General features: G+C 49.1%; 8 protein-coding genes and 1 pseudogene. 3 read left to right on the plus strand and 6 right to left on the minus strand.

Features of this window, described 5'->3' with window-relative positions; translation table 11 throughout:
- Positions 1 to 6 precede the first annotated feature (6 nt).
- The 3 genes from H9Q79_RS14645 to H9Q79_RS14655 all read left to right on the plus strand — a co-directional run bounded on the left by H9Q79_RS14645 (position 7) and on the right by H9Q79_RS14655 (position 4786).
- Entirely contained in the window at positions 7 to 1428 is a 1422-nt protein-coding gene (locus H9Q79_RS14645) for an aldehyde dehydrogenase family protein (protein WP_118646467.1), read from the plus strand.
- 167 nt (positions 1429 to 1595) lie between these two features.
- Positions 1596 to 3305, plus strand: coding sequence for a UGSC family (seleno)protein (locus tag H9Q79_RS14650; RefSeq protein WP_118646465.1), 1710 nt, complete (start codon positions 1596 to 1598; stop codon positions 3303 to 3305).
- A 23-nt stretch (positions 3306 to 3328) separates the two neighbouring features.
- Entirely contained in the window at positions 3329 to 4786 is a 1458-nt protein-coding gene (locus tag H9Q79_RS14655; RefSeq protein WP_118646463.1) for an FAD-dependent oxidoreductase, read from the plus strand.
- Positions 4787 to 4954: 168 nt separating this feature from the next.
- Here the strand turns inward: H9Q79_RS14655 and H9Q79_RS18730 are convergent.
- The 6 genes and pseudogenes from H9Q79_RS18730 to H9Q79_RS14685 form a co-directional block, all read right to left on the minus strand.
- Positions 4955 to 5753: pseudogene (locus tag H9Q79_RS18730) on the minus strand (transposase); the annotation flags it as partial.
- Between the two features lie 96 nt (positions 5754 to 5849).
- Positions 5850 to 8243 carry a hypothetical protein gene (locus tag H9Q79_RS14665; RefSeq protein WP_249328619.1) on the minus strand — a complete coding sequence of 798 codons (2394 nt, stop codon included), beginning with the start codon at positions 8241 to 8243 and terminating at the stop codon, positions 5850 to 5852.
- A gap of 5 nt (positions 8244 to 8248) precedes the next feature.
- Positions 8249 to 9106: a carbohydrate ABC transporter permease gene (locus H9Q79_RS14670; RefSeq protein ID WP_118646457.1), complete on the minus strand. Its 858-nt coding sequence runs from the start codon at positions 9104 to 9106 to the stop codon at positions 8249 to 8251.
- 14 nt (positions 9107 to 9120) lie between these two features.
- On the minus strand, positions 9121 to 10041 hold the full coding sequence (locus H9Q79_RS14675; RefSeq protein WP_118646455.1) for a carbohydrate ABC transporter permease: 921 nt from the start codon (positions 10039 to 10041) through the stop codon (positions 9121 to 9123).
- A gap of 92 nt (positions 10042 to 10133) precedes the next feature.
- Positions 10134 to 11552, minus strand: coding sequence for an extracellular solute-binding protein (locus H9Q79_RS14680; RefSeq protein ID WP_249328620.1), 1419 nt, complete (start codon positions 11550 to 11552; stop codon positions 10134 to 10136).
- Positions 11553 to 11911: 359 nt separating this feature from the next.
- Complete coding sequence (locus H9Q79_RS14685; RefSeq protein ID WP_118646449.1) at positions 11912 to 12910, minus strand: LacI family DNA-binding transcriptional regulator; 999 nt, start codon at positions 12908 to 12910, stop codon at positions 11912 to 11914.
- Between the last annotated feature and the right edge of the window lie 88 nt (positions 12911 to 12998).

A 12998-nucleotide genomic window follows, 5' to 3' on the forward strand; every position in this document is an offset into this window, starting at 1 on the left:
AAAGCGATGCGAATATATGACCTTTTTGTCAACGGCAGATGGATACAGCCGGAAACTGCAGCCTGGATCGAAAACGTGAATCCGGCCACCGGAGAGGTTTTCTGCCGAGTGCCGCAGGCCGGGCCGAAGGAAGTAGAGGATGCGCTGGCCGGAGCCTACGAAGCCAGAAAAAGCTGGGGGAAAACGCTGGCGAAGGAGAGAGAAAAAATCCTGCTACGGGCGGCGGATTACATGGAAGCCAACGCGGAAAAATTTCTTCCGGATCTGATCGACGAGAGTGGTTCCTCGTATGTCAAGATGTCCGCGGAAATCGGGAGCTGCGTGGATCTGCTGCGGACGGCGGCGGGCGAGTGCAGCCGGATTGGCGGGGGCGTCATACAGGGAGAGTATCATAACCATCTGTCCTATTACGTGAGGAATCCCCTGGGGGTGGTTGTGGGGATCGCCCCATTTAACTATCCGTTGTTTCTGGCGATTGACAAGGTTGCCTTCGCGCTGGCGATGGGGAACACATTTATCTTAAAGCCCGCGTCCTATACGCCTCTGTCGGGTCTGGTCATTGCAGAGTGTTTTGAACATGCGGGGCTGCCCCATGGAGTGCTGAGCGTGCTGCCGGGATCGGGAAAGACGGTGGGAGATGCCCTGGCTATGGACCCGAGAGTCCGGATGGTCGCTCTGACCGGCTCCAGCGAGGTAGGGAGAAAGCTGGCCCAGCAGGCGGCCGGCAAGCTGAAACGGTATTCCCTGGAGCTGGGCGGAAAAAATCCCATGTTGATTTTAAAGGATTTTGATGTGGACAAGGCAGCAGAGCTGGCGTCCTTCGGCGGATACTTCCACCAGGGACAGATCTGTATGGCTACCAGCAGGATAGTGGTTGAGGCGCCTGTGTATGAAGATTTTTGCCAGGCGCTGGCTGAAAAAGCGGCTAAAGTTCCGGTGGGAGATCCTCACAGCCCGGATACGATTGTCGGGCCGCTGATTCATGAAAAACAGTGTATGGTGCTGGATGAGCTGGTCAGTGACGCCGTTGGCAAGGGAGCGAAGCTGCTTGCCGGAGGGAAGCATGAAGGAGCCTTTTATGAGCCGACCCTGCTCGCAGATGTCACTCCTGATATGAAGGTATTTTATGAGGAGTGCTTCGGCCCGGTTATCAGCGTCGTTCGCGCGGAGGATGCCCGGCAGGGCCTGGCGTTGTGCAATGATAATGAATATGGACTTTCCAGCTCCATTCTGACTAACGATATTTCGTTGGCCCTGGAGCTGGCAGATGAAATGGAAGCCGGGATGGTACATATCAATGAATCTACGGTCGTAGGTTCCACCCGGGCGCCCTTCGGCGGGGTGAAAATGAGCGGCGTTGGAAGAGAAAACAGTTCCTTTTCGGCGGAAGAATATACAGAAGTGAAGTGGATCACTGTCCAGCATTAAAGTAAAAAGGCGTTGCAGCACAACGCCTTTTTATTATATAAGAAAATGTTACGGGTGGGCTTTATTCATTTTCGGAATCTTTGCTGGGCGCAAAGTGAATTGTAGGTAAAAAAAATATGGTTTAAAGTTAAAGGCAAGAGGAAAAGAACGAGAAAGGAGATATAAAAATGTCACAGAATTTAAATCAAATCCTGGACCCACGGGGATACCAGAACCGGACAGTCATTGAGCTGGCAAAGCGCCCGACGCTGGAGGAATTAAAGAGCGGGAAAATTTTATTCTACAACAATACAAAGCTCGGCTTCTGTAATTACTATACGGTGTTCGACCGCATTAAGGAGCATCTGACTGAGATCGGGGCCACCAACTGGGTGGAGTATACGGAAACGGTACGGGGCAAGGATGCAGCCATGCTGGCGGATTATGCAGCCATGCTGGCAAAAGAAAAACCTGTAGCTGCCATCGTCGCCTTTGGCGATATGGGTACGTCTTCTTCCACCACGGTAGTGACCATCGAACTTGAAAAGCTTGGAATTCCGGCTGTCTACATGACAGCGCCTCCAGGAACCGGAATTACCGAAGGCGTAGGCTTATACCGTGCAGGCCATCTGTGCCTGTGTTCCGTGGATATCATGCAGTCTACCACTGTAGAGGAAGTGGCGGCTGAGGTTGATAAGAAATGGGATTATATCCTTGCGTCGCTGACCAGCAACGGAGAGGAACTGGAACGGCTGGCCCACATTGACGCTAAAATGGATGTGATAGCTCCTGCGAAGGATGGAATTCTTCCGTTTACAGTAGAAGCAGAGGAAGAGATGCTGAAGGAGCCTGGCGCGTATCTGGAAGAAATCAACGATTATTTCAACGCAGAGCACATCAGCGACGGACTGCCGATTATCCCGCCCACCCGCGCCCGCTATGAGAAAATGATGGAGTATTGCCCCTTTGAGGAAGATCTGGTACTCTGTGATCCCAGCGGACCCAGCGGTAAATGCGTGACGGTAAAGGATGTAGCGATTGCCGCAATCATGGCAGGCTGTAAGCCCAACGCCATGCCGATCCTGGTGGCGGCTTTCAAAGCGCTGAATCATAAAGAATATAACCTGAATCAGTCGGTTACAACTTCTCATCCGGGTGGAAATCTGGTCCTGGTATCCGGGCCGATCGCGCAGCAGGCAGGCGTTTCGGGTAAGCAGGGTTGTCAGGGACCGGGATATCCGGCCAATGCCACCATCGGGCGTGCGGTAAATCTGGTCATGATGAATGTGTTCCGTTCTGTTCCGGGAGTCTGCGATCTGGACTGCATCGCCTCTCAGGCCGAATTTACATACTGCTTTGCGGAAGAACCGGAGCTGGCACAGTGGAATATGATTAACGAGGATCATTATGATTCAGAAACAACAACAGTATATGTACTAAAGGCAGAGCCGCTGCATGATATCATCGACTTCCTGAGCCTGAACGGCCATGATCTTCTTGATACGATTACAGCCTGCTGCACGACGCTTGGTTCCAACAACGCATACATGCCTGGCCCGCTGATCGTCTGTCTGACTCCCGACCATGGCATCATGCTGAAAAAGGCAGGGTATACCAAAGAAATGATTCAGGAACACATTCATCAGTACGTATACCATGAAGTTCCGATGGTGCGGAACAGAGGGCTTGTACCGGTCCGTCCGAAGGAATGGGAGAACAGGCATCCGCTTCCGGTTACCCGTACTCCGAAAGATGTGGAAGTTGTCTGCATCGGCGGACGCGGAGGACACTCTGGCGTTATCCTTCCCTGGGCGCTGCACAGCGAAGGATGTGTGGAAGCGCTGAGACTTCCGGATGGAACAATCGCAAAATCTCTTGAGGATTTTAAACGGAAATAAAAAATAAAGAAAGGAAGAATATCATGGGATATGATACAAAATATGACGTAATTGTCTGCGGCGGAGGAACTTCCGGCGTAGCCGCGGCAATTGCAAGCGCCAGAAACGGCGCGAAGACTTTGCTGATTGAAAGGACGGGCGTACTCGGAGGGCAGATGAGCCTTTCCGGCCCTCCCGGATTCGCTTATGCCAGGCTGTTTAACTCACAGGGAAAGAGAGATGTGGGCGGAATCGTAGAAGAGACATATCAGAGACTGTTGAAGAGCGGACATGCGCTGCCTGAATGGAGAAGCCCCATCCGTGAAAAAGCGGCCTACACATTTTCTTATATAGACCCGGATTGGTGGGTAGCGCTTGTTTTTGAAATGATGGAAGAAGAGGGTGTTGAATTACTGCTGGATACGCTGGTGGTTGGCGTGGAAAAAGATGGTGATACCGTGACGGGAGTAGCTGTGGAAAATGCCAACGGACGCAACACGATTCACGGACAGGTAGTTGTTGACTGTACCGGCGAGGGTTATGTATCTATGCAGGCAGGAGCGGAAACCGCCTGCGTAGACAGAGATACGATTCAACCGCATACGTTGGCTTTTACGGTGGACGGTGTTGACTGGGATAAACTGCTGACCTATATCCGCACGAATCCGGATCAGTTTTCCTTTAAGCAGCTGATCTTCCCCTATGAAAATGCCAATACGAGGGAAGAGGTAGAAGAATATTACAGAAAATGTTATGATATTAAGGAACTGGGAGAGATCATGGGCTTTTACGAGCTGCGGGATATGGCCCTGAAAAACGGAGACTGGCATCCTTATTCGGGAGCGGGCTTCTTCCTGACACCCAAGGAAGGCGGTCACATCCAGGCTCATTTCCAGCATTCCTCACAGGTTGACCACGCAGTTCCGACAGACGCGTGGGATCTGACCAGATGTAACATTGAATGCCGGAAACAGAACATGATCGCTTGGAGATTCTTCAAGAATTATGTGCCGGGATTTGAACATGCGTATATCACCCGCACCTGTACTGAACTGCGGTTGAGAGAAGGGCCGCGCATCGTGGGCGAATATGTGCTGACAAGGGATGACGTGGCAGATTGCCGCCAGTTCCCGGATACGATTGGAAAAAGTTCCTTCAAGGCGGGCGGCTATCATGTAGCAGCCATGGACACACTGGCTGTATGCCATACGGGCAAAAATGATATGGCCTTCCCGAAGGACGGCGGCTCTTATGATATTCCATACCGTTGTCTGCTGCCGAAAAAGATTGAAAACCTGCTGGCAGCCGGAAAATGTGTTTCAACCGACCGTCCCGCATATCTGAGATACCTTCATCAGACTATGGTGACAGGCCAGGCTGCGGGAACCGCCGCAGCCCTCTCAGTGAAGAAGGGCGTCACCCCGAGAGCACTGCAGGCAGATATAAAAGAGCTTCAGGAAAACCTTGTGGGTCAGGGAGCGATCCTCTTTGAGACAAGATGATAACAGATATAGGGGCTGTAAAATAAGTCCTTAATTAGGAATCGCCAGTTCCGGCAAATGCCAGTTCTGGCGATTCCTTCTTTTCTTAAATTACTATTTCATGTCATTCTTAATGTTACTCGTAAAAAAGTGTACACTTAATAAGGCTATGTCTATCACTTTTGGCTTTTAAGCCGCTAGTTCTTTTCTCTGCTTTTTATTATGATATTTATAAAGGTTGAAACCACAAGAGTCTTTTGTATAACTTATCCCGTTTTAAAATGCCAAACGTCCTCTCTGCCTGGATACTACGGTTCATTCTTAAAAGTGCTCCGTGTACTGACTCAAGGTTTGAAATTACTTCCTGATGTATGGCGGTCAACCCCTCATTCATACGAATCGTTCGGTTGCCCGATGCCTTAGGACCATATTCTCTTTTATATTGGCAGCCCTCACAGGATTCGCATTCGTAGATTTTTTCCGTTCTCCCATATGGATTCTTATTAACAGCTCGCTTGCATTTAAAGTGGAATCTTCTTCCATCCAGTCCGGTGTCTTTCTTGTACATTTCTAGGAGTTTTGAAACATAATCGATGGCATATTTTTGCCGCTTCTCAAGTTTTAGATTGAAATATCCTAACACTTCCTTGTTTATAGCATCGATCAGCAGCGATATCTTTTCAAAAACCTTTCACTGTTCTTTGTACAGGATTTTTTCCACACCCAGGTATGCGGTTCGCATTGGCCTCTATTTTCGTGCCATCGATGTAGGTATGTTCCAGATCCACATGGTCCTTTTGGAAAATATAGGAATTCACATCCAGGAAAATCTGTTCGATGGAGTCCGTAAGTTCATTTCGGATGAAGATGCCAAAGGTGGCATAGGAAGGTGCCTTCATGCCATCAAGAAGATACAGGAACCCCCGTTTTCCATGAAAGCAAAGAGTATGACTTTAAGAAATTTCTGTTGATCACATCTTGGACGGCCAAAAATCGCTGAAGTCTCACGACCTCAGCGATTTTTCTTTAGGGCTGTTTTTTTACAGCCCCATTTATGCGCACCTGCCAGGCCGCAATCCCATCTTTAACTTAAACAGACATAAAATGTCATTCTTGCTCTGTCGCTGTCCAGCTCGCTCATATAAATCATTTGCCGTACCTGACGATCCGGTTCGGGTGCGCAATCGGCTTCGGCGAAGGAATAAAAGTCCTCTCCCAGATGCCGAGCCCGGAGTTCCACCAATGTCCGGCCTTTGGGGAGCAATTTGTGAAGAGGGATCCAGGGTGTCTGCTTTCCGGGCCATAATTTTTCTTCCGCGGACGGAGGTTCTGTCATAAAACCATTATTCCCGATGTAGCCCAGAAAAGTCCGGACCCCGTTATCTGGGGTGATATAAAGTTCATATACAGAGTCGAACAAATCCCACCAGACGGCGTCTTCCCATCCCAGGGCCAGGGTTGATATATGCACCCGAAGATATTGTTTTTCTGAAATTTCAGGCTCAAAGCGGAGACGCCGCATCTGTTCGACAGAATTCCAATAGGACTGAGCCGTCTGATCAGGCTGCGGATAGGGACGGAGATATTTGGCAACCCGTTTTCTCCATTTTTCATTTTCGGGGCAGATCAGAAATCCTCCAATCCCATAAGGAGGGAGCTCCATAGAGAAGCTTCTTGCGTCTGTGTCCTGTTCGCGGATGCAGGAAGTACCGCTCTCGCCGGTGGAAAGCCGGTAGCAGGCTTGGCCCGTGGCTGTTTTAAGCCATGGCACATTTACCGTACAACGGGCGCTCTTATCCCTGAAATTAGACAGGATCAGGAGGGTGGTACCGTCTTGGAGCCGATACAGGGCTCCCCCTGTTTGTATGCTGTCGCAGCGGATTTCTTCATCACATTGATCGTTGGAGAACTGCAGATCGCGCTCCCCCTGCATCAGGCCGTACAGCTTCCACAACGGCCGCGCAAAGGTGACACAGTCGGGCTCCGACGGATGCGCCAGGGAAGAACTGCGGAGCTGTACGCCCAGAGTTACATGCGGAGTTTGTCCGATGTTGGCCATATAGGGCAGGATTTTGCCGGTTTTATATTCTGGAAACGCGGCTGTCCATAGGGAACCGGGACCGAGTGCCGACTCGCTGAAATACGCATGGGCCCGGCGGGACGACAGCATAATACCCTTTTCTCCCTCGCCGGAAGTGTAACCGTCTACCAGGGAAGGCAGGGTGCTGCCGCTGAAAAAGGGGCCGGTATGCAGATAAAAGATTCCGTCTTTTCCAATGGTTTGATTCTTGAGGGCTTTCATGGTTTTGTAATGTTCCTTATAAGCAAAGCGCCCGCCGGGATAAGTCTCATCCTGAGAGTAATAACCGGCTGGTCCGCCGTAATCGGAGTACAGGCCGTCAAAGTCCTTCTGCAGGATGAAATTAAACCAGGACGCCTGATTTTCCCGGACTGAAGATTCATTGCCGCGGATATAGGGGGCTACCCGGATTCCGTACCGGTGGCAGCAGTTTACTACGCGCATAAATTCTGAAGGTGTGTACGGCACGCCTCCGTTTTGAAGATCGGCGCGCCAGCCCTCGTGCAGGATCAGAACATCCGCCCCCTCTGCCGCCATTTTCTGAATCTGGTTATCTGTGGGATAGCGCCGGAACAGATCCAGGTAATGGTAGACTCTTAAAGGCGGATGCCTGCGGACTTTCGGAGTCTGTCCCAGGACAAAGCCCATCTGGTTACGCCATTGATAAGGGCGCTCATTGGAAGAAATATTAGTTTCAATAAAGTCGAAAATGAGAGTGGGCTCTCCCTGTTCCCAGATGAGGGTGGAGGAAACGTTTTTCGGATCAGCGCCTATGGAATTCTGCCCCTCTGCCATCCATTCAAAGTGACAGGATATGGTTTCCGGGGATATGCCGTAATCAAAGCCGATCAGGGGTATAATTTCATGGCTGAAACGGAGATTCTTTTTCTCTGTCTGATTGCGGACAAAGGAATCTACAGCTTGTATGGAACTGCTGTTGATAGATTCAGGTCGGCGCCAATAGCCGTAGGTTACTTTCTCAGCCTGAAAGTTCAGCGGGATTCTTAGGCGGAAGGTCTTCAGATCTGGCAGCGGAAGCGTCATCGCGCTGAAAAATAAATGAATAAACCCGACGCCGTCTTCGTTCAGTTCGTAGGAAAGGTTTAAGAACCAGTCCGACAGAATTTTTCCGCGGGCAGTCAGGGGGATATTCCAGAAATCTATGAGAACGGTGCCGTCTGACTGTGTAGTTTTGGGTTTGTAGTCATCGGGCAGTACGGGGACGATGTCCGTACCGTCTGCTGCCTGGATGGTCAGCCATGATCCCTGGCTGCGAAGCAGCTCCTGCTCTTTCTCATGACGCTGTTTTAGCTTGAGAGAAGAGGGGAATCCGGCACAGCCGGGTGAAAACTCAATTCTGTAGTCCGGGAAGTCAAAAATAAGATTGTTCATATTCATAAGGGTTAGCCTTTTACTGCTCCGGCAGTTAATCCTTTCTGTATTGAATTTTGGAAAATGCAGTAAACAACAATAGTTGGTATAATCATGATGATATTGCTGGCCATCAAGGCACCCCAGTCAATCCGGTACTGCGATTGCTGGGTAAATTGTACCAGCCCTACAGGTATGGTTAGCTTAGACGGGGTGGTTACGTAGCTCATGGCTTTGTAATATTCGTTCCAGTAGTCAATGAAATTGACAATCATGACAGTGATAACTCCTGGCTGGGCCAGAGGAAGCATGATGGTGCGGAAGGTTTTAATATAACCGGCACCGTCAATCATGGCTGCCTCTTCCAATTCATGAGGAAGGGCTTTAAAAAAACCAAAGAGCATGAAAGTGGAAAAGGGAACGGAGGATAAGCCGTATACTAAAATCAGGCCCAGCCTTGTGTCCAGAAGATTCAGCTGAAGGAGCATAAAATACTGCGGGATTAGAGTGATGATGCTAGGTACCATGATCGCAGCCACATAAAGGCCATACAGAGCCTTCCGTCCGCGGAATTCAAAACGGGACAGAGCATAGGCTGAGGTTGTGGAGCAGACCAGGTTTACCGCAAGAGCTCCGAGTGATACGACAACACTATTGATTACGCCGGAACCGATATTACCGCGTTCCCAGGCCCGGGCGTAATTACTCCACACCCATTCCTTGGGCAGCCCCCACACGTTGGAATAAAAATCTTGGTTACTTTTCAGTGAAGTCAGAAATACCCATACCAAGGGAAGAATAACAGCGAGAACAGCCAGCCACAGGATGATGTTTCCGACAACTGAATTTGCTTTTATTTTTGCCTTGGGTTTTTGCGCTTTAACGGACATATGAATTCCTCCTTCTATAATTCGTAGGTCTCTGACCGGAAGATTTTATTCAGTATCAGAGACAGGATGATGGTAGATACCAGTATCAAAACAGCGATCGCAGAAGCGTAGCCGAACTGATGATAGCTGAAACCGTTAAGGGTCATATAAGTACCCAGCACCTCGGAGGAACTGTTAGGTCCGCCATTGGTCAGAAGCCTTACGAACAGGTAAGAGCTGTTCATAGAAGAAATCACCACATAAATCGCACAGAAATTTAGCTGAGGCCTTATCAGAGGAAGAATTACGTATCTGATTTCTGTCCAAATGCTTGCGCCGTCCAGTCTTGCAGATTCAAAAAGGGAGGACGGAATGGATTCTATGGCAGAAATAAAAATCAACATATAGAATCCTGTCGTACACCAGATAGCCGGAGGAATCGTGGCGTAGAGCGCGGTTCCGAAGTCTCCGAGCCACCCGGCCGGAGGAGGCTGTATACCGATTACGCTTAATAAAGAGTTCAGAGCGCCAAAGTTAGGATTGTAAAGCATCGTCCAGATGGTGCAGATAACCACCACCGAAAGCATGACCGGAAAAAACAGCACTTTGCGGAAAAACTGATTGGCAAATATTTTAAAACGGGTTAAAAGCAGAGCCAGTGTGAGAGAAATAATCAGCGTAAAGGCCAGCCGGATCGCTGCAATTTTAAGATCGTTCAGCAGGGCAGTCCATACTACGGAATCACCAAACAGGCGTTTATAGTTATCCAGTCCCAGAAAGGTCATGTTGGAACTGATGCCGCTCCATTGGAACAGGCTGTAGTAGATTCCCTGGAAAATGGGTATCAGTACAAATAAAGTAAATAATGCCAGTGTAGGCAGTGTAAACAGCAGCAGAAAGCCGGTTCTTTTCCGGAAATTACGACTCTGCGGCAGTGATAGAACTGTTTTTTTCATTTAAAGTAACCTGCCTTTCGTAGAAAAAATTAGGCGGCCCTATTTGCTGCTGGCAGATATGGGCCGCCCGGTCTTGCGCATCGGGAATTGATTTAAGATATGGTTATTTTTGCAATGCCATCATCTGCAGCAATTCTGTCGGCTTCCTGTTTAATTCCTTCTAATGCCTCTTCTGATGTCTTCTGGCCGCCTAGTATAGATGAGATCGCGTTTGTGGTAGCTGTTCTCAGTTCGGCGTAAGGCTCGAAATTGCCGGAGCCACCGACCTCGTTGATGATCTGAACGCTGCCCTCGGAGACCTGTTTCAGGATATCCTGATTGGAGGCCGTGAGTTCTACGCCCTCAAGATCGTCCCTCATGCAGGGGATACCCATCTGGCATTCTGCGACGGCCTGGGTGACGTTTTTAGAAAATAAAACCTGGAGGAAGGCTTTCGCCGCCTCAGGATTCTTGGTATTGGCCGCGATAGAAATACGGGGGCTGCTGCCTACGTAGGTAGACGTATTGGTGCTGTCATGCCAGAAAGAGGGCATGAAGGCCATCTCAAAACCTTCCGGAATATCCTCCGCCATTTCACCCTCCAGCCAGTTGCCGCAGGGGATGATGAAAGCTTTGCCCAGCAGCCATTCCATCTGTGCTTCTGTATGTGTCAGGGAAAGAGCGTTTGCGGGAGTCCAGTCATTTTTCACCAGTTGTTCCAGCTTGTCGTAAGCGGAAATTACCTCTTTGGAATCATAGGCGCTGGTGTCCAGATTGCCCATCTGTAGCAGCAAATCTTTCCCGGCATCAGTGGCAATTCCCGGTTGTATCAAGCCGTATCCCATATAATCCGGGTATTTGCCCTGATGTATGATGGGATAGATTCCCTTTTCTTTGATTTTGGGAGCAAGTTCGCAGAATTCTTCCCAGTTGGTCGGAGGTTCCCAGCCGTATTCTTCGGCCATGGTTTTGTTATAATAATAGCCCCAGACGCTGTAGCCAAAGCCCATGCCGTAGATGCTGTCGCCGGAGCGGTTAAAAAGCTCTACTGCCATGTTGTCTTTTAACAGTCCGTCATAACCAATGGCTTCGGCAGTGTTGTAAAACTCACTGAGGTCCATAAACTGTCCGTCTTGTGTCAGAGCTGTTTCATCAGCGTTGGCTGTCCCGCCCATATAATAAATATCCGGCGGCGTGTTGGATACAAAACGGGGTCGGACAGTATCTTCAATTTTAGGGCTGGCGTTCAGCGTGACTTTACAATCCGGGTACAGAGAATTAAATTCTTCTACAACTGTATTCCAGAATTTATCCATCAGTTCGCCGTTGGAAAATACGGCAACTTCCAACTCGCCGGAGATTTTGGAGGTTTTACCGTCGTCTGAAGAAGCTGCGGCACCTGAAGAAGCAGAGGCTGAGCCGGTGTTGGAACCTGAAGTGGTTGTTGATGATTCATTGCCGGCACAGCCGGTAAAAAGAGCAGAAGTAACAGCAACGGATAAGAGCAATGCGGTCAAACTTTTCTTTTTCATTGATTGAATTCCTTTCTTTTAAAAAGATATTGTACTCCCTCGCCCTTTGCTTTATAATTTATTATGAAAGTTCCGGGCGGCAGCCGTGAGGCGAAGCATGCTTGCATGCAGAAGCCCATGGATACCGGCGGCGGCTGATAGAGCGCCAAAGGCGCGGGACAGCCGGCTTTCAAAATCGGTGATGTTCACATGTGTGAACATGTCCGTTTTATATGGAATAGTAACAAGTGCAGAGTGGCGGCGAAGAAGCGGCGGAGAATCTCATTTCCGCCTGGTTGGCTTATTCCGGTTTCAGGTGCAGACATTGGGACGTTGAACCTGATCCTCTGTGGTTGCTATTCCTTTTATAATGTCTCATTCTACATGGGCGGAGCCAGAGTGCCGCCCTCATATAACCCTCCTTTCTGCACCCGGTAGCAGGGGAAATTACGTTTTCCGGTTTTGATACTTTCCATCAGACATTTCATCCCGCTTTCGATATACTCTTTTGAATCCATATAGAATGTTGACAGTTCAGGTTTGGCCAGCGTGACCAAGTCGGTCATGCCGTAGCCAAGAAGACTTTTTTGCGCAGGCACCTGTATGCCGTGCTGCTGCATCCAGTTCAGGGCGCCAAACTGAAGGACAGAATTAGCGCAGATTGCAGCCGTATATTTTATACCCAGATATTCCATCCGGGCGGCTAGTTCACCTCCGTCATGAAGGCTGCTCACCTGGATAAGGGCAGGGTCATAGTCGATTCCTGCTTCAGATAGCGCGCTTTTATATCCGTTCAGTATGTGTTTCTGCTGCGGATATTCTAACATCAGTGTAAAAAAGGCGATTCTGCGATGACCCATTTTGATGAGGCGCTGCATCATCTGCCGGGTAATTTCGTATGTATCCGGAAAACACGTATTGCCGGGCTGGTTATCAATTTCGGAAAAAATTACATAGGGAATTGAACCGTCCGCAATACGGCTGCAGACAGACGGATCGGTGACAGAAAGCATAACAAGAGCGTCGGCGTCTCCGCTGTTGATATAGTCATAAAAACGATTCATGGAATGTTCGCTTTTCGACACGTTTAGAAATACGATGTTATAGCCCTGGCTGCTGATGTAGTCGTCAATCAAGCGCAGCTCGTTGTTATTAGTACTCATGGCAGCCTTGTTATCCATATTAAAGGCGGCCACGCAGATCTTGGGAGGCAGGACTTCAGTGTTCTGTAGGGGATAGCCCAGTTCTTTTGCGGCATTTATGATCTTTTGCTGGCACTCTTTAGAGACAGTACATTTGGGAGAACGGTTTAAGGTTAGTGATACAGCCGTTCTGGATATGCCGAGATAATCGGCAATTTGTTGTTTGGTAACTGCCATAGTTTCCTCCTGACATAACGTTCGTTATGATTGATATCATATAATGATTGTATAAAAAAGTCAATAGAATAGTAAAAAAAATATAAAA

Origin of the sequence: Wansuia hejianensis, from assembly GCF_014337215.1 — a bacterium.
GTDB lineage: Bacteria > Bacillota > Clostridia > Lachnospirales > Lachnospiraceae > Scatomonas > Scatomonas hejianensis.

Excerpts from the sequence above, each read along its gene's own strand:
- H9Q79_RS14680 (WP_249328620.1), bottom strand. The coding sequence starts at position 11,552 with ATGAAAAAGAAAAGTTTGACCGCATTGCTCTTATCCGTTGCTGTTACT.
- H9Q79_RS14675 (WP_118646455.1), bottom strand. The coding sequence starts at position 10,041 with ATGAAAAAAACAGTTCTATCACTGCCGCAGAGTCGTAATTTCCGGAAA.
- H9Q79_RS14655 (WP_118646463.1), top strand. The coding sequence starts at position 3,329 with ATGGGATATGATACAAAATATGACGTAATTGTCTGCGGCGGAGGAACT.
- H9Q79_RS14670 (WP_118646457.1), bottom strand. The coding sequence starts at position 9,106 with ATGTCCGTTAAAGCGCAAAAACCCAAGGCAAAAATAAAAGCAAATTCA.
- H9Q79_RS14685 (WP_118646449.1), bottom strand. The coding sequence starts at position 12,910 with ATGGCAGTTACCAAACAACAAATTGCCGATTATCTCGGCATATCCAGA.
- H9Q79_RS14665 (WP_249328619.1), bottom strand. The coding sequence starts at position 8,243 with ATGAATATGAACAATCTTATTTTTGACTTCCCGGACTACAGAATTGAG.
- H9Q79_RS14650 (WP_118646465.1), top strand. The coding sequence starts at position 1,596 with ATGTCACAGAATTTAAATCAAATCCTGGACCCACGGGGATACCAGAAC.
- H9Q79_RS14645 (WP_118646467.1), top strand. The coding sequence starts at position 7 with ATGCGAATATATGACCTTTTTGTCAACGGCAGATGGATACAGCCGGAA.